This window comes from Methylobacterium sp. J-043, from assembly GCF_022829505.1.
Classification (GTDB): domain Bacteria; phylum Pseudomonadota; class Alphaproteobacteria; order Rhizobiales; family Beijerinckiaceae; genus Methylobacterium; species Methylobacterium extorquens_A.
In genome coordinates, this window is sequence record NZ_JAKSYB010000040.1 from 1 (window position 1) to 18883 (window position 18883).

Annotated in this window: 15 protein-coding genes and 1 pseudogene; 7 read left to right on the top strand and 9 right to left on the bottom strand. The window is 69.8% G+C overall.

What is annotated here, in order from left to right; all coding sequences use genetic code 11:
• Positions 1–206 precede the first annotated feature (206 nt).
• Positions 207–1390, top strand: a protein-coding gene (locus MKK50_RS08530; RefSeq protein WP_085985476.1) for an IS3-like element ISMex5 family transposase whose coding sequence is annotated in 2 segments (ribosomal slippage) — positions 207–471 and positions 471–1390 — 1185 coding nt in all. Because the reading frame shifts where the segments join, the coding sequence is not laid out codon by codon here.
• Between the two features lie 32 nt (positions 1391–1422).
• Here MKK50_RS08530 and MKK50_RS08535 read toward each other — a convergent pair.
• Positions 1423–2069, bottom strand: a pseudogene (locus tag MKK50_RS08535) (transposase); the annotation flags it as partial.
• 238 nt (positions 2070–2307) lie between these two features.
• Between MKK50_RS08535 and MKK50_RS08540 the strand changes: the two are divergent.
• Positions 2308–2706, top strand: coding sequence for a DUF6538 domain-containing protein (locus MKK50_RS08540; protein WP_353612596.1), 399 nt, complete (start codon positions 2308–2310; stop codon positions 2704–2706).
• 46 nt (positions 2707–2752) lie between these two features.
• Here MKK50_RS08540 and MKK50_RS08545 read toward each other — a convergent pair whose 3' ends face one another.
• Positions 2753–3769, bottom strand: a complete 1017-nt coding sequence (locus MKK50_RS08545; RefSeq protein ID WP_060769323.1) for a LacI family DNA-binding transcriptional regulator — start codon at positions 3767–3769, stop codon at positions 2753–2755.
• 209 nt (positions 3770–3978) lie between these two features.
• Here MKK50_RS08545 and MKK50_RS08550 point away from each other — a divergent pair, with 209 nt between their 5' ends.
• Entirely contained in the window at positions 3979–5835 is a 1857-nt protein-coding gene (locus tag MKK50_RS08550) for a glycoside hydrolase family 15 protein (protein WP_083530800.1), read from the top strand.
• Positions 5836–6086: 251 nt separating this feature from the next.
• Here MKK50_RS08550 and MKK50_RS08555 read toward each other — a convergent pair whose 3' ends face one another.
• Entirely contained in the window at positions 6087–7505 is a 1419-nt protein-coding gene (locus MKK50_RS08555; protein ID WP_158509736.1) for an amidohydrolase family protein, read from the bottom strand.
• 217 nt (positions 7506–7722) lie between these two features.
• On the opposite strand from MKK50_RS08555, the gene MKK50_RS08560 reads away from it, so the two are divergent.
• Positions 7723–8019 carry a SemiSWEET family transporter gene (locus MKK50_RS08560; RefSeq protein WP_135300045.1) on the top strand — a complete coding sequence of 99 codons (297 nt, stop codon included), beginning with the start codon at positions 7723–7725 and terminating at the stop codon, positions 8017–8019.
• Between the two features lie 34 nt (positions 8020–8053).
• On the opposite strand, the gene MKK50_RS08565 is transcribed toward MKK50_RS08560, so the two are convergent.
• Entirely contained in the window at positions 8054–9097 is a 1044-nt protein-coding gene (locus tag MKK50_RS08565; protein ID WP_158509737.1) for a LysR family transcriptional regulator, read from the bottom strand.
• Positions 9098–9371: 274 nt separating this feature from the next.
• Here MKK50_RS08565 and MKK50_RS08570 point away from each other — a divergent pair, with 274 nt between their 5' ends.
• From MKK50_RS08570 to MKK50_RS08580, 3 genes are all read left to right on the top strand, one after another.
• Positions 9372–10529 (top strand): Gfo/Idh/MocA family protein, encoded by a 1158-nt coding sequence (locus MKK50_RS08570; protein ID WP_135300046.1) that lies wholly within the window; start codon positions 9372–9374, stop codon positions 10527–10529.
• Between the two features lie 162 nt (positions 10530–10691).
• Complete coding sequence (locus MKK50_RS08575) at positions 10692–11939, top strand: MFS transporter (protein WP_083530803.1); 1248 nt, start codon at positions 10692–10694, stop codon at positions 11937–11939.
• A gap of 30 nt (positions 11940–11969) precedes the next feature.
• A complete protein-coding gene (locus tag MKK50_RS08580; protein ID WP_083530804.1) occupies positions 11970–12326 on the top strand; it encodes a hypothetical protein in 357 nt (118 codons plus the stop codon).
• A 59-nt stretch (positions 12327–12385) separates the two neighbouring features.
• Here MKK50_RS08580 and iolE read toward each other — a convergent pair whose 3' ends face one another.
• From iolE to MKK50_RS08605, 5 genes are all read right to left on the bottom strand, one after another.
• Positions 12386–13402: a myo-inosose-2 dehydratase gene (gene iolE, locus MKK50_RS08585; RefSeq protein ID WP_060769327.1), complete on the bottom strand. Its 1017-nt coding sequence runs from the start codon at positions 13400–13402 to the stop codon at positions 12386–12388.
• The gene (locus tag MKK50_RS08590; protein ID WP_060769328.1) at positions 13395–14828 is read right to left on the bottom strand and encodes a sugar porter family MFS transporter; all 1434 of its coding nucleotides are present in this window, start codon (positions 14826–14828) and stop codon (positions 13395–13397) included. The genes iolE and MKK50_RS08590 overlap by 8 nt, the downstream gene beginning before the upstream one ends.
• Positions 14829–14943: 115 nt before the next feature.
• Positions 14944–15768, bottom strand: coding sequence for an SDR family NAD(P)-dependent oxidoreductase (locus MKK50_RS08595; RefSeq protein ID WP_193763289.1), 825 nt, complete (start codon positions 15766–15768; stop codon positions 14944–14946).
• 2 nt (positions 15769–15770) lie between these two features.
• Entirely contained in the window at positions 15771–16979 is a 1209-nt protein-coding gene (locus tag MKK50_RS08600) for a mandelate racemase/muconate lactonizing enzyme family protein (RefSeq protein WP_135300048.1), read from the bottom strand.
• 11 nt (positions 16980–16990) lie between these two features.
• The gene (locus MKK50_RS08605) at positions 16991–18865 is read right to left on the bottom strand and encodes a thiamine pyrophosphate-dependent enzyme (protein ID WP_060769331.1); all 1875 of its coding nucleotides are present in this window, start codon (positions 18863–18865) and stop codon (positions 16991–16993) included.
• Between the last annotated feature and the right edge of the window lie 18 nt (positions 18866–18883).

Here is an 18883-nt window from a genome sequence, read left to right on the forward strand (position 1 = left end):
CCGACCCGCTCAGATCCGGCAACGCTGGCGACGACATCACGAGAGGCCGACGACGGCGCATACCTCGGCGCGTCGTGCAGGGGCCACCCCGCTCTGATCGGCGCTGACCCTTGGTCACTCCCGGGGCCTTCCACGATCAACTGATCCGCCCCCACTGAAGTGGTCCGCCCTGAGGTATGGCTTTTGAGCCAGATGAGGACGGACAGATGGGAACGAAGCGGCACAAGCCGGAAGACGTGGTCGCCAAGCTGCGGCAGGTGGATGTTCTGGTCTCGCAGGGCCAGAGCGTGGCGGAGGCGATCCGGGCCATCGGCGTGACGGAAGTGACCTACTACCGCTGGCGCAAGGAGTACGGCGGCCTGAAGAGCGATCAGGTTCGACGGATGAAGGACTTGGAGGTTGAGAACCAGCGGCTGCGCAAGGCGATTGCGGATCTCACCCTCGACAAGCTGATCCTGCAGGAGGCCGCTCGGGGAAACTGACCAGCCCCGCGCGCCGACGCGCCTGCATCGCGCATGTCATGAACGTCCTAGACGTCTCCGAGCGCCGCGCCTGTCGGGCGCTCGGGCAGCATCGCTCGACGCAGCGCAAGGTGCCGCGGGGAAGAGAGGATGAGGCCGCGCTGACAGCCGACCTCGTGGAACTGGCTCGCCAGTACGGGCGCTACGGCTACCGGAAGATCGGTGCATTGCTGAAGGCGGCGGGCTGGTTCGTCAACGACAAGCGGGTCGAACGGATCTGGCGGCGCGAGGGGCTGAAGGTCCCGTCTCGGCAGCCCAAGCGCGGCCGCATCTGGGACGGGGATGGTTCCTGCCTGCGATTGCGGGCGGAGCGTCGCGATCACGTCTGGTCCTACGACTTTGTCGAAGCCCGCACGCACGAGGGCCGCAAGTTCCGGATGCTGAACGTGGTCGATGAGTTCACGCGGGAGTGCCTGGCGATCCGCGTCGCACGCAAGCTGAAGGCGGCGGACGTGATCGACGTGCTGTCCGACCTGTTCATCCTGCGCGGCGTGCCCGGCCATATCCGCTCGGACAACGGTCCGGAGTTCATCGCCAAGTCCGTGCAGGCCTGGATCACCGGTGTCGGCGCCAGAACAGCCTACATCGCACCCGGCTCGCCATGGGAGAACGGTTACGTCGAGAGCTTCAACGCACGACTACGGGACGAGCTTTTGAACGGTGAGATCTTCTACACGCTCAAGGAGGCGCAGATCGTGATCGAGAGTTGGCGTCTACACTACAACAGCGTGCGCCCGCACGCCTCGCTCGGCTACCGACCACCGGCCCCGGAGGTGTTCGTGCCGGCCTTCACCGCTTGGCCGGCTGCGCTCACCCGGTCGGCTCCGCCGGCCAAGCGACCCGTGGAGCAAAGGCCGACCCTGCACTAACTTAGAACTTGGACCACCGCGTGGGGGCCGATCAGCGTGTCGGAGACGAAGTCGAGGCTCCAGCGCTGGTTCGGCTCCTGCGGCGCGGCGGCCGGTGCCCGCGTGCCAAGGGCACGTTTGCGCCCACCGCGCCTGCGCACCGAGAGCCGCTCTTCCCGATAGAGGCGGAACAGCTTCTTGTGGTTCAGCGTGAGGCCCTCCCGCCGCAGCAGGATGAGCAGGCGCCGGTAGCCGAACCGGCGGCGCTCGCCGGCCAGGCCGCGCAGGCGTACCCGCACGGCCGCATCGTCACCTCGCGTCGAGGCGTAGCGGTAGGTCTTCGGCTCCAGGCCGATCAGCCCGCAGGCGCGACGCTGCGAGTAGCCCTTCTCCTCGATGGCCCAGCTCACGGCCGTTCTCCGTGCGCCGGGCGTCAGAAGTTTTTTCTCAAACCCTCACGCAGCGTGGCCACGTCGAGCATCGCTTCGGCCAGGAGTTTCTTGAGCTTGCGGTTCTCCTCGTCGAGCGTCTTCAGGCGGCGCGCGTCCGAGACCTCCATGCCGCCGTAGCGAGAGCGCCACGTGTAGAACGTCGCGTCGCTGATGCCGTGGCGGCGGCAGATCTCAGCGACCGGCAGCCCGGCCTGCTGCTCCTTCAGGATGCCGATGATCTGCTCTTCGCTGAACCGGCTCTTCTTCATCGTCCGTCTCCTGATCGACGGACCTTAGCTTCAGAATGAGGGCAGGCCAGAGGGCAAGATCAACATGCTTCAGAGCGACCTGAGTGAGCAAGAGGGCGATGCCTTGCAGCCGCCTGTGGATGGCCAGAGGGCGCCCTTGGCAATGAGCGCAGGATCGTATCCACTGCGTGTGCGCAAGAAGGTAAAGCGCATGCAATTGCAATGATTTAGTAGATGTCTTTTGCTGAGGTCGTTCTGGGTGAGAATCCTGGCGCCCCAGCCAAAGGCTCGAGATTCTCAGCCGACCGTTGATTCTCCGGCTGTTTTCGGACCCGCCCGGGCCGACCGCTCCGTCCAGGTCCACTCGGGAGGTCCACTTGTCCGGACGGCAGGGATTCCTGCCTTGCCTCGCACCCGCCGCCGCCGACAAACGGTCTTTTTTCGCCGTATCATCCCCCACGACCTGCGCCAGCGGTTCGGCCAGCGCGAGATCCTGCGCTCGCTCGGGCGGGCCACGCCGGGCGAGGCCCGACGGATGGCGCAACGATCGTGGGATGGGACGGATCAGCTCTCAAGAACTGAATTGCTGAGGCGACCTTTTAATCAGGCTGCGATGATTGATAGATCTGCGCCTTCAGCAGACAAGGGCATTCCTTGAGTCGGCCGGCCGGCCGGTTTGTTGATGCCAATAGGTGTTTGGCCTGCTAACGCTGGCTCAGGGTACTGGTGCGCTCGACCAAATGAGGCCTGACCAGCGCCTCCGTGGCTTCGCCGGCTTGCGACGCGATCAGCGCCAACGCGGACTCGGTGACCGCCGCGAGCCCGATATCGACCGTGGTCAAGCGGTACGACGGCCAAGCCGCAGCCGCGATGTTGTCGTAGCCGGCGACGAGCACATCCTCGGGACAGCGTAGCCCGAACTCATGCCGAAGCCCGTCGATGGCGCCCATCGCGGTCAGGTCGTTGAAGCAGAACAGGCCGTCGGGCCCGGTGCCCGAAGCGTAGAGCGCTCGAACCGCCTCGTAGCCGCCGCCGTGCTTGTGGTCGCCCTGAGCGCGGGCGTAGCTGTCGATCCCGAGTTCCCGCAGCCCCTCCCGGAAGCCGGCCTCGCGACGCTCCTGGCCCATCGTTCCGGACCGGCCCGCGACGTAGCCGAAGCGTCGGGCACCCCGCTCGTGGAGCAGGCGCGCCATCTCGGCGCCCGCCCAGGCATCATCGGTCACGACGGTCCGCACCCAGTCCGTAGTCGCCGGGGAGTTCAGGGTGACGACCGGCACCCCGAAGCGCGAGAGCGCCTGCACGACCTCCGGCTCGGTAACCGGCAGCGAGCTCAGGATCGCGTCGACCTGATAGCCCGCGAGCAGCTCGACCGCAGAGCCCAGCGCCCACTCGTCCTCGACCTGCACCAGCATGACCTGGCGGCCGGTTCGCTGCAGGCCGGCCGTGAAGCTCTCCAGGGTCATGGCGTGAAACGGGTTGGACAGCGCGCCCACTGCTACGGCGACGATGTCCGAACGACCGGTCATCAGCGAGCGCGAGAGAAGGTTCGGCCGATAGCCAAGGCTCTCGGCCGCGGCGAGGACCTTGGCCCGCGTTGACGGCGAGGCGACGCTGCCGGGCGTGAACGTCCGTGACACCGCCGATTGCGAGACGCCGGCCAGACGCGCGACCTCGACCGACGAAGGTGGACGCTTCCGAGTCACCGGCCCGACCTCGCTCATAGGCACTGCCTCCGACGCAGCCCTTTTCCGTGCGCCGGGCTGCATAGGTATGCAACTGATGCTGCGATGCACTGTTGTCGAGGTACGCGCCGCCGATCGGCAGGCACTCCTCGCCCTTCTCCTCGCCCTTCTCGGCCCAAAGCCCGCCCCATGCCCAAGAACTGAAGCCGCCCGAAACCATCGCACGAGCACGGGACCCTAGCAGCACCATGAGCAAACGGACGAACGGCGGGCGAGACTTCGCCGGGGACTGCAATGGCGCCGGCTCGGACGGCGCCCGCTTGCCGGGCTCGGACTTCCCGATCCAAGACTACGCCGCATTGGGCGACGGGCGCTCCGTCGTCCTCGTGGCGCCGGATGGTGCCGTCGCGTGGTGGTGCGTGCCCGAGATGGACTCGCCCCCGCTCTTCGACAGCCTCCTCGACCCGCAAGCCGGCGGCTTCTTCCAGGTCGAGGCAGAGGGTGCCAAGGTCATCGAGCGGCGCTACCGCCGGGACAGCAACGTACTCGATACCGTGCTGGCCTCGGGCACGGGCCGGGCGCGTCTGACCGAGTCGCTCAACAGTTCCACCGCCGGCCGCCTGCCCTGGTGCGAGTTCGCCCGCCGCATCGAGGTCCTGTCGGGTACGATGACGTTCCGCGTCCGCGCAGTGTTCGGCACGCGCGGCGACACGGCCTCGCCCTGGCTTCAGCCGAACCCGAACGGCTGCGTCTTCCACGTCGGGCCGGTGCTCGGGCTGTTCCGGTGCAGCGACAACGTCCGGGTCACCGAGGAGGATGACCGCACCATCGCCGCCACCGTGACCCTCGCCGAGGGCGAGCGCGCGACCGTGGCGTTGCTCGCAGGTGAGGACGAGCCGCTCGGAGTGCCGACGATGGAGGAGATCGACCATCGCATCGACGTCAGCGACGAGGCTTGGCGGCGCTGGGCCGAAGGGCTGCGCTACGACGGCCCGCACCGCGACGAGGTCCGCCGCAGCGCGCTCGCGCTGAAGCTCCTCCTCTACTCGCCGAGCGGCGCCATCGCCGCGGCAGCCACGACGTCCCTGCCCGAGGGCATCGGCGGGGAGAAGAATTACGATTACCGCTACGCCTGGATCCGGGATGCAGGTTACTCGGTGAACGCCTTCCTGCGGGTCGGCGCGATGCCGGAGGCCAAGGCGGCTTTCTCCTGGCTGATGAAGCGCCTCGACCAGCACGGTCCTCGGGTGCTCTACACCCTGTGCGGCGAGGTCGGACCGGACGAGCGGGCCCTGGAGCTGCCGGGTTACCGCGCCTCGCGCCCGGTCCTGGTCGGCAACGCCGCGGCTCTACAGCACCAGCACGGCATCTACGGCGACATCTTCGAGACGGCGGCCCTGTTCGTGGCCGATGGCAACATCCTCGACCAAAGAAGCGCCACCGTGCTGTCGGCGCTCGCCGACCAAGCCGCCGACCGCTGGCGCCAGAAGGATGCCGGCATCTGGGAGCTGCGAGAGCCTCAGCACTACACGATGTCGAAGATCAGCGCCTGGCAGGGGCTCGCACGCGCCGTCGAGCTTGCCGAGGCCGGACACCTGCCCCCGACCTGCGTGCCGCGCTGGACGCGCGAGCGCGACCGCATCGCGGCCTGGATCGAGGAACATTGCTGGTCCGAAGCACGCAAGGCCTTCGTGCTCCATCCTGGCACCGAGCGGCTCGACGCGTCGCTGGCGCTGGCCGTCCGCTTCGGCTTCGACGGCCGGGACAGGCTGTCCTCGACGCTCGACGCGATCCGCGAGGAGCTCGGACGCGGGCCCTTCCTCTACCGTTACTCCGGGGCCGAGCGGGAGGAAGGCGCGTTCCTGGCCTGCTCGTTCTGGCTGGCGGAGGCGCTGGCAGAGCTCGGGCGGCAGGAGGAGGCAGAGCAGGTCTTCACCGGCACGATCCGTGCTCTGCCTGCAGGGGTCGGCATCCTGAGCGAGATGGTCGACCTGAAGACCGGTGACTTCCTCGGCAACACGCCGCAGGGTCTCAGTCACCTCGCCCTGATCCATGCCGCCTGCACGCTGCGCGGCGACCGGACCCGCCCTGTCAGAGCGGCCTGATGATCCTTGTTGATCTGCCTGGATCCGCTCCGCTCGACGCCGAGGCGGCGGAAGCGGTCGCGCCGGCCGTGGCCGTTCCGGGGGTCAACCCAGCCCCGGTCCTCGCCGCGCTGGCAATCGGCGGATTCAAGCCGTCTCCGGGGCCGGCCTCTGCTTGGCTCAACCGCTGCCGGAGACCGGCCAAGGAATGGGGTCAAGAAATGGGGCCAAGGAATGGGAATGCCGCAACGACGATTCGATGCACGGCCTGCTCAAGGACCGGCTTGGCTGGAACGTCTGCAAATTCCGAGGATGGATAGGCGGGCTTGGTCGAGCAGCATGAGGTCGTCGAATAGAAGGCGACGGTCGTGCTTCACCAAGCGGCCTCCGACCATGACGGTTGCAACATCCTCCGGTCGGGCCGAGTAGACGAGGAGCGCCGACGGATCGCCGCCCTTGAAACCCGCGAGGTTCCAGGTGTCGAGCCGAACGATCTGCAGGTCGGCCGCGCGGCCCGGCACGAGGGTGCCGATCTCCGCATCGAGGCCCATCGCCCGCGCCCCGCCAACCGTCGCCAGTTCCAGGAGCCGGCGGGGCGAGACGGCCGTCTCGTCACGCGCGGCGCCGGCCTGGGTGAGCGCGGCGAGGCGCATGAGGGCGAACATGTCGGTGGAGCCGGCCAGCGCACTTCCATCGATGCCGAAGCCGAGGCGCCGGATCCCGGCGAAGCGATCGATCCGGGTCAGGCCGTAGCCGACCCGGTGCTCGGTCAGAGGCGTGACCACGAGGCCGGCGCCGGCCTCCTCCAGCGCGGCGAGCTGGTCGTCCCGGGCGTCGGTCGCATGGATGACCTGCAGGCCCGGCCGAAGCATCCGCCGGGCGATCAGGGCGTCGAACATCGCCTCCGCCCGTCCCGGTACCGTGCCGCTGACATGGACCTGCACCGGCAGCCCGAGCCGGCGGGCCGCCTCCCATTCCCCCTGCTTGATCGCCCAGGCCCGCGCGTCGTCGAGATCCTGCGGCAGGCGCCAAGCGAGGCCGAGAGAGAGGCGACCGCCGGCCGAGCGGTCCGCCCAGCCCCGCTGCCATTCCTCGACATGGGCGAGATCGATCGGGGCCGCCGCGGTCTTGCTCGTCATCCCGTAGAGCAGCCGCGCCCGGATCTGCGCGTCCCGCAGCGCCCGGAGGCCGGCCTCCGCGTGTTCGCGGTCGCGCACGGCGTCGAAGAAGTCGGCCGTCGTGGTGATGCCGGAGGCCAGACTCTCCACGGCGCTCAGCAGCATGCCGATATAGGTGTCCTCCGGCCTGTAATGCGCCGACAGCCGGTTGGTGACGGGAAAGAACGCGGTCTCGGGCGTGTTGCCGTAGAGACCCCGCATCTGGCTGATCGCGCCATGGGTGTGGGCATCGACGAAGCCCGGCAGGACCACCGCGCCCGCCGCCTCGACGATGTCGGCGCCCTCCGGAGCCGGCAGGCCGCGTCCGATCTCGGCGATACGCCCGTCGCGAACGAGGATGTCGGCCCCGGGCAGGTCGCCCCGCACGGCATCCATCGTCATGACGTAGCCGCCGCGGATCAGGATCACGTTTCCGGGCGGGGGCCCTCCGGGCGTGGCCCGGGCCGCCGCATCGGACGAGGCGCCCGCCAGCACGGCGCCGTACATCGCTTTCCCGAGGTCGCGCCGACTCATCGCCATCGTCCTGACGAACCCTCCCCGGATCTCCGCCCGATGCGAGATAGGTCATCGATGACCGCTGCATCATCGCCGGGTTCGACAGGGTGTCTTTCCGTTTCGGACAGTTCGGCCGGTCGCCACGGCGCGTTAATGCGAGGCACCGCGCGACGGCGGCCATCGCCGACCATCGCCGACCGCGGCGGGCGGTTCTTCAAGCGAAGAGGGGAGACTTTTGAGTTCGGACGCACACGTCATCAACCGGGCTGCCAGCGTCGGCGCGAGCGACCGCTTCGTGCGCTGGCTCGGCTGGATCGCGACCGTCACCGGCGTCCTGATGTTCGTCTCCTATCTCGACCAGATCCAGCTGAACCTCGCCGGACAGAAGGGCTCGGTCATTCAGCCGCTCGCCACGGTGGTGAATTGCGGGCTGTGGACGACCTACGGCGCCCTGCGCCGGGATTGGCCGGTCTCCTTCGCCAACGCCCCCGGAATCGTCCTCGGAGCCGTCGCCCTGATCACCGCGCTCTGACGGGCCGGCCCGGCACTCGTCTTCAGCGCGCGCGTCAGGCGGGTTTCGCCTCGGCGAGTCCGGGCTCGGCGAGGCGAGGCTCGGCGAGTTTAGGCTCGGGACGGCGCCGCACGGCGTCGATGCGCGGCTGCAGCTTCGCCAGCGCCGCAGCCTCGAACAGGCCGAGATCCGCGCTCTCGGCCAGGGACGTCGTCATCTCGTCTTCCATGAAGGCGATGAAGGCGCGAACCCGCCGGGGCTGGTGCAGACGCGCCGGGTAGACGATGCGGACCCACCGATCCGTCCCACCCCACCAGTCCGGCAGGATGCGCACGAGGCGCCCGGTCCGCACGTCGTCGGCCACGTCCCAGGCCGCCTTCATCGCGATGCCGAGATCCGCCAACGCGCCGACATGGCAGATCTCGCCGTCATTGCCGCCGGCCACGGAGCGGATCGGGATCTCGACCGATTCCTCGCCGCGCCACAGCCGCCACTGGCTCGGCGCCGGATCGCCCACCGTCAGGCAGGCATGGCCGGCGAGGTCGAAGGGATCGCGCGGCGTACCGGCCTTCGCGAGATAGGCCGGGGAGGCGCACAGAACGCGCGCGTCCGGCACGAAGGCGCGGGCGATCAGGCGGCTGTCGGCGAGGGGCGCCTGCCGCATGGCCACGTCGATTCGGCGCTCCACGAGGTCGAGGACGTCGTCGCTGGTCAGGATCTGGACCGAGATGTCGGGGTGGCGGGCGAGGAAGCGGGGCAGGCGCGGCGCGATCTGCCGCTGCGCGAAGCCCGCCGTGGCCGTTACGCGGACGACGCCGCTGGCACCGTCGCCGCAGACCTCCTCCGCCGCCTGGATGGCGTCGAGCGCCATCCGGCAGCGCCCGAGGAATTCCTGGCCCTCCTCGGTCAGGCCGAGCTGGCGCGTCGTCCGCTGGAGCAGGCGGACGCCGAGCTGCGCCTCCAGGCGCTTGAGTCGCTTGGAAACCACGGTGAGCGAGACGTCGAGTTCCTGCGCGGCACCGGACAGGCTGCCCGCCCGCATGATGGCGTCGAAGACGCGAAGATCGTCGATGCTGTCGAGCCGCCCCATCCGGCGCATTAGAGCGCCGGTTCTCGCACTATCAAGAGATTGCGAGGACCCGTGCCTTAGATTCATATTTGATCGTCAGCGAAATCGCTCTGCTGCGGCCGGGAACGGTCGAATCCCGCCATTCTTGCCTATGGGCGCAATCAGCCTTGCCGGATCGAGGGGGAGCGGATCGCCACCCGGTCTGTTTTCGATTCATGCGCTGACGGAAGGCGTGGCCGCATCGCGGCCGCCCGGCATGTCCTGACCCTTCGTCAGCCCGTCCCGCCCACGGATAAAGTTCTTCATGACCGGCACGACCTTCCCCCGCCCCGTCCAGGGCAAGACCGTCCGCTACGCCTTCGTCGGCCTGGGCGACATCACCCAGGAGGCGATGCTGCCCGGGGTCCGCCACACCGGCAATTCGGAGGTCACCGCCCTCGTCACCGGCAATCCCGAGAAGGCGCGCCGGGTCGGTGAGCAATACGGCGTCACCGACACCTACGGCTACGATGAGTTCGGCACGCTGCTGGCCTCGGGGACCATCGACGCGATCTACCTCGCCACCCCGAACTGGCGCCACGCCGAGTTCGCGATTCCCGCCCTCAAGGCCGGCATCCACGTGCTGGTGGAGAAGCCGCTCGAGATCTCGAGCGAAAAATGCCGGGAGATCATGGCGGTGCAGGCCGCCTCGTCGGCCAAGCTGATGGTCGCCTACCGGCTGCATTTCGAGCCGGCGACGCTCGCCACCATCGGCCTGATCCGCTCCGGCGCGCTCGGTGAACTCCTCACCTTCACCTCGACCTTCACGCAGATGGTCTCGCCCGAGAACCATCGGGCGAAGAGCGGCGTCGAGGCCGGCCCGATCTTCGACATGGGCCCGTATACGATCAACGCCGCCCGCTACGTGTTCGGCGACGAGCCGACCGAGGTGGTCTCGGCCGTCGGCGTGCGCCACCCTGAGGCCGGGTTCGGCGACTTCGACGACACCGTCGCGGTCACCCTGCGCTTCCCCGGCAATCGCCTCGCGCAGTTCGTGCTGTCCTATTACGGCAGCGTGCTCGACACCTACGCGGTCGTCGGCACCAAGGGCAGCGTCGAGGTCAATCCGGCCTACATGTACGGCAAGCCGCTGGAGCGGACGGTGACCATCGGCGACGAGAAGCACCACGACAGCTTCAAGAACACCGACCATTTCGGCGGCGAGCTGAAGTACTTCTCGGATTGCATCCTGAACGGCACCGACCCCGAGCCCGATGCCGAGGAGGGCTACGCCGACCTGCGGGTGATCGAGGGGATCCTGAAGGCTCTGGAGAGCGGCGGCCCGGTGCGGCTCGAGCCGTTCGCGCGCACGAAGCGCATCAACCTCTCGGGACAGCTCCAGCAATTGCCGGCACAGGCTCCGCCCGATCTCGTTGACGCGTCCAACCCCGGCCGGGGCAAGGACAAGTCTCCGCTGAACTGAAGGCGCGGCGGGCCGAAGCCGTACCGAAAGAACCGAGGCCGGGCCGGGCCGGGCGTGACCGACGCCCGGTCCGGCCCGGCCGCTCCCGTTTCGTCACCCCCCGCTTGGCCCGGACCGGCGCCGCCGGTCGCGACGAGGCTTGGCGCTTGCAAGCGATCCACCATGACCCTGACCGAACCGACCGAGAACCGCCCCACGGATCCCGAGGCCGCCGAGGAGATACGTCCGGTGCGCGCCGCGCCGGGGCGCCACCCGACTCTCGTCCTGCTCGCGCTCGCGGTCGGGGGCTTCGCCATCGGCACCACGGAATTCGCCGCGATGAGCCTGCTGCCGGCCTTTGCTCCCGAACTCGGCATCGATGCGCCGACGGCCGGACACGTCATTAGCGCCTACGCTTTGGGCGTGGTGGTCGGCGCCCCCCTGATCGCCGTCCTGGCCGCGCGCTTCGCCCGCCGGACCCTGCTCGTCGGCCTCATGCTGCTGTTCGCCGTCGGCAACGCCCTCTCGGCGCTCGCGCCGGATTACGGCTGGATGCTGGCCTTCCGCTTCATTGCCGGGCTGCCGCACGGGGCCTATTTCGGCGTGGCCTCTCTGGTCGCCGCCTCGCTCGTGCCGCGGGAGCGCCGGACGCAGGCGGTCTCGCGGGTGATCCTCGGCCTGTCGGTGGCCACCATCGTCGGCGTGCCGCTCGCCAACGGCATCGGGCAGGTCGTCGGCTGGCGCTGGAGCTTCGCCCTCGTGGCGGCGCTCGCCACCCTCACGGCGATCCTGGTCCAGCTCTTCGCTCCCCTCGGCCGGCCCGTCCAGGGTGCCAGCGCCCTGCGCGAACTCGGTGCCCTGAAGCGGGGGCAGGTCTGGCTCACCCTGATGACCGGCGCCATCGGTTTCGGCGGCCTGTTCTCGGTCTACACCTATCTCGCCTCGACCCTGCTCGAGGTCACGCACGCCTCTCCCGTGGTGATCCCCGCGGTGCTCGCGGTGTTCGGCCTCGGCCTGACCGCCGGAACCTTCGTCTGCGCCTGGGCCGGCGACCGGGCCCTGATGCCGGCGATCGGCCTCACCCTGCTGTGGGGCGCCGGCGCGCTCGCCCTCTATCCCCTCGCGACCGGGAACGTCTGGACCATGGTGGCGGCGGTGTTCCTGATCGGCTCCGGCGGCGGCCTGTCGAGCCTGCTCCAGGCTCGGCTGATGGACGTGGCCGAGGATGCGCAGACGATGGCGGCGGCCCTGAACCATTCGGCCTTCAACACCGCCAACGCCCTCGGACCGTGGCTGGCCGGCCTCGCGCTGGCGGCCGGATACGGCCTGCCGACGACGGGCGTGGTCGGCATGGGCCTCGCCCTCTCGGGCTTCGCCATCTGGGCGGTGTCGTACCTGCTGGATCGCCGGGCCGTTGCGGTGCGGCGCTGACCGGAACCGGCCTTCTTCGGTTAAAGAGCGTTGCGCCCCGCGCCCGGCCTCGCCCACGAAACGTCGCGGACGAGATCCGACGAGATCGGGCAATCACCGTCCTCACCGCATCGTCGGCATGACGAAGTCGGCGCCGGCGCGGTCGGGCAACGGGAGGCGGTGCGGGCGGGGACCGGCATCGGCATCCTGCACGACTTCGCCGCCGCCGGGCTGCCCGACCGCGTGCGCATCCTGGAAGGTGCTAGAGCCGTACCCGACCTGATTGCATCAGGTCGGCGTCTCTCGCGCATCGTGCTGGATATCGGATCCAGCACGATGCGCTCGGCTTTTGTTTTTACATCATCTTTTTCCGAAAGCCGGAAACCACCTTTCGGGATGATGCTCTAGGCCTCTGATTTGATGCGCATTCTTTCGGCGAACCGGCTTCCACTTCGTCGAAATGCGCTCTATGCGAGCCCGGACAGGGCCAGCTCCGCGAGCGGGAACAGCGTCGCTGCGGGCGATTGCGATGGGGCGTTGCGGGGCGAAGGCGCTCCGACCGCTGCGCGGGCGAGCGACCCCGTCCATGTCGTCAGGCCCGCACCGATCGCCTCCCGACGCACGGTCTCCAGCCCGATCCGACCGTAGATGCGCGGATCGGCGATCTGGGGATCCTGCTCCGCCTCGACGATCAGCCAGCCGCGATACTTGATGTCGGCGAGTGCGCGGAGCACAGGGCCGAAGGCGAGGCTGCCGTCCCCCGGCACCGTGAACATCCCCGCCAGGACGCCGTCGAGGAAGCTGCCTCCCGCGGCCTCGACGGCGGCGAAGGCCGGTGGGCGCACATCCTTGCAGTGGACATGGGCGATCCGTTCCGGATGTTCGCGGATCAGCGCGACCGGATCGATCCCGCCCAACACCGCGTGGCCGGTATCGAGCACGAGGCCGACATGGCTCGGGGTGTGGGCGAGCATCGCGCTCAGGTCGGTCACGCTCTGGACCGCGGTGCCGAGATGGTGGTGGTAGGCCAGCCGGAAGCCCTCGCGGGCCAGGTACTCGGACAGGTGCGTCAGCTCCCGGCCGAAGCGGCGCCAGCCCGCCCAGTCCAGCACCGGCCGGTGGGCCAGGGGCACGCGGCGCAGGCCGTGGATGGAGGTGGAGCATTCGGCGGCGATGAAGACGTCGCATCCCATCGCCCTCAGCAGCCGAAGATGCGGCTGGAGCGCCTCGATCTCCGCCTCGGCATCGACGGTGAGCAGGCTGCTGGCGTACCAGCCCGCGGCCAGGGCCAGCCCGGACGGAGCCAGGAGGGCCGAGAGTGCCGCGGGCTCGCGGGGGAAGGCGCCGCCCAGTTCGATCCCGTCGTAGCCGATCGCGGCGGCCTCGTGGAACATCCGCTCCAGCGGTGTCCCGGCCCCGAGTTCGGGCAGGTCGTCGTTGATCCAGGCGATGGGGCTGACCCCGAAGCGGATACGCTCAGACACGGGCGCCTCCCGCGGACAGCTCCGCCTCGATCGATTCCAGGCTCCGATCCCGCGTCTCCGGCAGCCAGCGCGCCGTGAAGACCACCCCGAACAGGCAGCAGCCGCCGAACAGGAAGAAGGTCGCGAAGTCGAGGGTCTGCACGACGGGCAGGAAGGCGAGCGAGATCAGCGCGTTGGTGAGCCACAGAACCGCGACGCTCGCGCCGATCATCAGCCCGCGCACCCGCAGCGGGAAGATCTCCGACATCATGATCCAGCTCACGAGCTGGATGGTCCCCTGCACGATCGCGAGGAAGCCGAACATGCCGACGGTCAGGAGGTAGGGCCGGGCCGGGTTGTCGAGCGGCACGACGATGCCGATCACGCCGATGAAGACGTGCAGCGCCGTCGCGCAGCCGAAGCCGAGGATCAGCATCGAGCGGCGTCCGACGCGGTTGACCACCATCACGCCGACGAGCATCGCCACGATGCTGATCAGGCCGTTCAGCACGTTGAAGATCAGGGCCGTGTTCCGGGTGAAGCCGGCCTGCTCAAGGACTTGCGTCCCGTAATACATCACCGAGTTGATGCCGGTGAGCTGCGCGAGCGCGGCCAGCCCCATGCCGACGAAGAGCAGGCGCACCAGCCAGGGCTCCGCCACGAGGTCGCGCCAGCTGGTCGAGCGCTTGACCGCGTCGAGCCGCGCGAGGACGCGCACCTCTTCCATCTCGGCCTGGGCGCGGGCCTCGGAGCGGATCGTGCGCAGCACGTCCAGGGCTTCGGGGGAGCGGCCCTGCGCCATCAGCCAGCGCGGGCTCTCGGGCATCCGGCGCATCCCGAGGAACAGGACGACGGCGGGCAGGAGCGCGACGGCGAGCATGATGCGCCAGACGTGCTCGTTGCCGCCCAGCACGTTGCCGATGACGGCGTTGAACAGGAAGGCCAGGAACTGGCCGGACACGATCATGATGTCGTTGCGGCCGATCATGCTGCCGCGCTGCTCCGCCGGGGCGACCTCGGAGAGGTAGACCGGCACCGTGACCGACGCGCCGCCGACCGCGAGGCCGAGCACGACGCGGAAGACGATGAGGATGTCGTAGGTCGGCGCCAGGACGCAGCCGAGCGCGCCGACGAAGAACAGGGCGCCGAGGCCTGTGATGGTGACCCGCCGCCCGATCCGGTCCGAGATCCGCCCGCCGGCCAGGGCGCCGAGGGTCGCGCCGATCAGCAGGCTGAAGGTGACGAACCCCTCTTGGAGCGGCGACAGGCCGAAATAGTCGGCGATGTAGGACAACGCCCCGTTCAGCACGCCGGTGTCGTAGCCGAACAGCAACCCGCCGAAGGTGGCGATCACGCCGATCAGGCTGAGGCGGGCGGTGTGACGACCCTTGCCGAGTTCCGGCAGATCGAGGGCGACCGTGTCCGGCGCCATGGTTCCATGGGACATGTGCTCGTTCCTCCCCGGTGTGGTTTTTGTCGGCTTGTCGTCGCGGCCCGAGGTCGGCGGCCCGAGGTCGGCGGCCTCGGGCGGTGGCCGGAGGCCGCGTTCTCAGGCGGCGTCCTCAGGCAGCGTGGCGCCCGCCATCCACCGGGAGCGCGGCTCCGGTGATGAAGGCCGAGTCCGGGCTCGCCAGGAACAGCACCGCCAGGGCGCAGTCGCGGGCGGAGGCGAGCCGGTTCATCGGCTGGCGGGCCCGGAGCATCGCGTAGTGGGCGGCCGGATCGGGCTGCGCCTCGGCGTGCTCCCAGGTCATCGGCGTATCGATCACGCCGGGACAGACCGCGTTGACGCGGACGTTGAACGGGGCCAGCTCCACGGCCAGCGCCCGCGTGACCCCCGTCATGCCCGCCTTGGAGGCGGTGTAGGCGACGGCACCGCCCAACCCCTTCAGCGAGGTGATCGACGCCATGTTGACGATCGATCCCTGCCGCGCCTCGCACATGGCCGGCGCCAGGAGGCGGGTGAGCTGCACCGCCCCGTTCAGGTTGAGTTCCACCGTCGACATGAAGTTGTCGGGGGTGGTCTCCGCCAGGGAGCCGCGGATCGTGGCGCCGGCATTGTTGACGAGGACGCCGACGCGGCCCCCGCCGACGGCCTGCGCCTCCTCGGCGAGGCGCTCCAGGTAGGCGAGGTCGGTGACGTCCCCGGGCAGGACGGTGGTGCGGGGGCCGAGTTCGGCGGCGAGCGCTTCGAGGCGGCCGGCGGTGAGGCCGTTCAGGACGACGTGGGCACCCTCGGCGTGGAGGATGCGGGCCGTCTCCGCCCCGACGCCGCTGCCGGCGCCGGTGATCACGGCCGTCTCGCCCGCGAGCCGGTCCGACGGGCGGTGCGGCGGCGCGTAGCTCAGGCCCTCGCGCAGGCCGCTCGCAGGAGTGGGGCTCGCCATGGTCAGGCTCCCTTCCGGCTCGTGCGCGCCGACCATTCGGGGCGCTTGCGGACCTCTTCGGGGATCGTGACGCCGTGGCCGGGCCGGTCGGCCGCGGTGAGCCAGCCGTTCTCGATCAGCGGCAGGCCCTCGCTCACCTCGCGGTACCAGCCGTGATAGAAGGCGCGGACGAATTCCTGGAAGATCGCGGTCTCGGCGTGCAGGGCGACGTGCGCGCCGGCGGCGAGCCCGATCGGGCCGGTGCAGTCGTGGGGCGTGAACGCGCGCTGGTAGGTGGCCGCGAGGTCGGCGATGCGCCGCAGCTCGGTGACGCCGCCGGTCCAGCACGGGTCGGACATGATGATGCCGACCCCCGTGCGTTCGAGGATCTCGCGGTAGGGGTAGCGCGAGCCCTGGGTCTCGCCGACGAGGACCGGGATCGTCGTCGCGCGGCAGACCTCGTCGATGGCGCGCAGGTTGTCGAGCTTGACCGGGTCCTCGATCCACATCGGCTGGTACTGCTCGGCGGCCCGGGCGATCTTGCTCGCCACCGGCACGGTCCAGCGTGCGTGCATCTCGAGGGCGACCTCCATCTCGCCCTCGAAGGCCTTGTGGATGCGGGCGAGGGGCGCGAGCGCCGTGCGCAGCTCCGACGCGGAGATGTGCAGCCCCTGGTTCACCACCGAGATGTCGTCGAGCGGCCAGATCTTCATGTGGCGCACACCCTCGGCGAGCAGGCTCTCGGCGAGCCGCTCGGGCTCGTTCATGAAGCCCCAGAGGTCGTCGTAGGGGTCGCGCACGAAGTCGCCGGTATATTGCCGCCCGGCCACCGCCGCGGCCCGCACGTAGTTCGGGCCGCCGCAGGTGTTGTAGACGCGGATCCGCTCCCGCGAGCGGCCGCCGAGGAGCTGCCACAGCGGCAGGCCCGTGCGGTGGCCGAGCAGGTCCCACAGGGCGATGTCGATGGCGGCCGCACCCCGGGTCTCGGCGCCGATGCCGGAGCGGCCGCGCTGGCGGAACAGCGTCGTCCAGTGTCCGGCGATGTCGCCCGCATCCTTGCCGAGCAGGTAGTCGGCCGCGCCCTCGTGGATGTAGGATTCCACGGTCTCGGCCAGCGAGAAGGTCTCGCCGAGGCCGACGACGCCGTCGGCATCCTCGATCTCCACCCACAGCAGGTTCGGCTGCAGGGCGCTGCGCAGCGTCGAGACGCGCGTGATCGTCGTACCCTTCATGATCCCCTCCCTCAGACGAACCACCGGTGCTTCGCGGCGGCCGCCTCGAAGGCGGCGCGGGTCTCGCGCAGGCCCTCGGGCGCATCCGCCTGCGGAATGCCGAACTCCCACCACGCGCCGTTCTCGATCGGCAGCGGTGCGTCCTCGACATGCGCCGCGATCAGGAAGGGCCGGTCGGAGCGGCGTGCCTGCTCCAGGGCGTCCCGCAACTCGGCGCGGCTGTGCACGTCGAGGCCGTCGGCGCCCAGCGAGCGGGCGTTGGCGACGTAGTCGATCGCGAGCGTCTCGCCGGTCAGGTTGCGGGCGTCCCCCTCGCGGCGGCGGAACTGCGTGCCGAACTCCTCGCCGTAGGAGCCGAGCTGGTGGCCGCGGATGCACTGCCAGCCCCGGTTGACCACCACCACGATCGTGAAGGCGAGGCCCTCCTGGATCGCCGTGACGATCTCGGTGGTGTTGCCCATCAGGAAGGTGCCGTCGCCGATGAGCGCGAGGATGCGGCCCTTCACCGTGCCGGCCATCGCCGCGCCGAGGGCGGCCGGGATCTCGTAGCCCATGCAGCTGAAGCCGTATTCCATGTCGACCGGGGCATCGCTGCGGCTGTCCCAGATGGTGTGGGCCTGCCCGATCGCCGTCGAGGAGGAGAACACCACGCGGTCTTCGCGGCGGGCGGCGTCCTTGATCTCGGCGACCGCCTCGTAGCCGGTCATGCGGGGATTCTCGGTCCCGACGATCTCGCCGACCCGCGCGACATGGCGCAGGATCGCCCGGTCGGCGCGGTCGCGCCATTCGGCCGGGGCGGTATGGCCCTCCAGGGCCGCCGCGAGCCCGTCGAGCCCGGCCCTTGCATCGGCCCGCAGCGCCAGTGCGCCCATCTTGCGCAGGTCGCGCTCGGCGAGGTTCAGCGTCACGAAGTTCACATCGGGGTTCTGGAACAGCGTGTGCGAGCCGGTGAGCGTGTCCGACAGGCGGGTGCCGACGGCGAGCACGAGGTCGGCCTCGGTCGCGAGTTCGTTGGCGGCCGGCGATCCGATGAAGCCGACGCCGCCCGCGTTGAGGCGCGCCTCCCGGCCGGCGCCGCGGCCGGCGAAGCTCTCGACCACCGGGATGCCGCAGGCGTCGGACAGGGCGGCGAGGCTCGCCTCCGCCTCGGAATAGCGGACGCCGCCGCCCGCGATGATGAGGGGCTTGCGCGCGGCCCGCACCCGTTCGGCGGCGGCCGCCAGGGCGGTCTCGGAGGGCGCGAGCCGCTCGAGGTCGTGGACGCGCCGCTCGAACAACGCCAGGGGGAAGTCGAACGCCTCGCCCTCGACATCCTGGCAGACCGCCACGGTCACGGCGCCGGCCTGGCCGTGGTCGAGCAGCGCGGCGGTGGCGTGCGGCAGGGAATGGATGATCTGCTCGGGCCGCGTGATCCGGTCGAAGAAGCGGCTGACCGGGCGCAGGGTGTCGTTGACGGTCATGTCGTAGCTGCCCGCCATCTCCAGCCCCTGCAGGATCGGGCCCTGACGGCGGCTGGCGAAGACGTCGCCCGGCAGGAGCAGCACGGGCACGCGGTTGAGCGTGGCGGTGCCGGCGCCGGTGACGAGGTTGGTGGCGGCCGGCCCGATCGAGGCCGTCACCGCCAGGGTCGAGGCGAGGTTGTGGGCGCGGGCATAGCCGATCGCCGCATGGACCATCGCCTGCTCGCTCTTGCCCTGATGGTAGGTCAGCCCGCCCGCGCCGGTCGCGAGGGCGTGGCCGAAGCCGCTGGCGTTGCCGTGGCCGAAGATGCCGAACACGCCGCCGATGAGCGGCCGTTCGCGTCCGTCGCGCCGGGTGTGCTGGGCCGCGAAGTAGCGCAGGATCGCCTGGGCGGTCGTCAGCCGGATGGTCTTCTGTCGGGTCATGGGCGGATTGCCTTTCCT